The 1,539-nt window shown below is 49.0% G+C and carries 1 protein-coding gene; it reads right to left on the bottom strand.

The genetic code is table 11. The annotated features are described in order from the left end of the window. Nucleotides 1-96 precede the first annotated feature (96 nt). The gene (locus MICAI_RS16670) at nt 97-1,461 is read right to left on the bottom strand and encodes a DUF3370 domain-containing protein (protein ID WP_008204799.1); all 1,365 of its coding nucleotides are present in this window, start codon (nt 1,459-1,461) and stop codon (nt 97-99) included. Between the last annotated feature and the right edge of the window lie 78 nt (nt 1,462-1,539).

Genomic DNA, 1,539 nt, shown 5'->3' with positions numbered 1-1,539 from the left:
CTTAATAAGGGGGGCATCTGAAAGTTTTTAATACCCACCTACTTATCTTACTTATTTTTACCGACAATCAGCCGTTAACTTTTCGAGAAAAACTATCTATTGCAAAGTTTTAACGCTCAAAACTTGGGGGGGGGTGGCATCGGGGGGATAGAGAAAATCGAGATTAATGTCGCGTCGGGCGCCGGGGGGAAGTTCCACCTGTACTAAAGCTTCTCCCTGTTGTCCTTCCCGTTGAACGAGATGGAAAAAACGTTCCTCGGTACGTCCCAGGGCGTTACGATAGGTAACGCGCACCGCACCCCGGAAAAATACTGGTCCCTGGACAGGTTCAACAAATAACAAGCGATCGAGATAATTTTCTTCTTTAATTGGGGTTTGAATACTCAAAGCCACCAGCTGCGTTTTGCTAGTGTTGTTATATAGAGGTAAAGTCAGATAGTAGTGAACACCGTAATTACCGTGAGCTTTGAAAGCCGTATCGGGATAACGCACTAACATGGGGGCGCTTTGGATTTGTCTGGTTCCGAAAGTAGCTGCTGTCACCGTACTCAAAGGATAGGCGAAAGCTTGACCGGGTTGAGGAATGGTGAGATTAATTCCCCCTTTGGGATCGACAATGCGGGTTGCCCATTCCGAACCCACAGAAATTCCAGCCACGCGACCATAAAAATTTCTTCTTCCGGGGGACCATTGATCGGGGGGAGTGGGGGGAAAATCGCGAGGAGCGGCTAAATCACCTCTAACCAATAGGGTACGCCATTCCTCTAGGGTAGGGGGACGAAAGGTTTCTATTTCCCGATCTTCGATTTTGACTTTTTGGGGAACTTCGTAGAGGGCTAAATTGGCCATATAGACAGGTCCATCGCTGTAGAGACGCAGGAGAGTCGAGCGGGCGCTACTTCTGGGGATAACCAGATCGAAGAGCATCCGACTTTGGCCGGGGGGAATGACGATCTGGGTGGGAAATTGGGTATCATGGCGACGACGCATGATATCACTGGCTAAACGGGAACCGGGACCAGAAAAAACCCGGCCGTTGGGATCTTCCACCAGAGAGGGCAACTCGACAAAAGGGGCATCGGCCGAGGTGACGTAACTGACTCCTTGCAGGACGCGGATAACCAGGTTTCTGGAGGTGGGATTAGTAACGATCAGGCCCTGGTGTAAGTCGCGATCGGGATCGGTTTGACGAGCGATGTGGTGGGTGAAAACGTCAAAACGTCCTTGTAGGGGATGATTGAGATGGGCTACGGGATAACGTTTTCCTTTGCCGGGGAAAGTGGAGAGGAGAATTCCCTCTTTTTCTACGATTTCGGGACTATTGCTATTAAAAACTAGAACATCATTTAGTTGACCGGGCAACTGACGCACTTCCTGATATTGGGTGATTAATTTCCTCTCTATCTGGGGCAGAACCGAGGCGGACTGAGCTAAAAGAATAGTGGGTAAGAAAGAAAGCATAGAGATTCTATATTTATAGGATCTAATTAAGGGTGAGTCGATGGAGAGTTGACATCCTCACCGCCGTAAACGGACGGT

This window comes from Microcystis sp. T1-4 (assembly GCF_000297435.1).
GTDB lineage: Bacteria > Cyanobacteriota > Cyanobacteriia > Cyanobacteriales > Microcystaceae > Microcystis.
The sequence above is the reverse complement of the archived record's forward strand: the minus strand, read 5'-3'. Positions and strand labels throughout refer to the sequence as shown.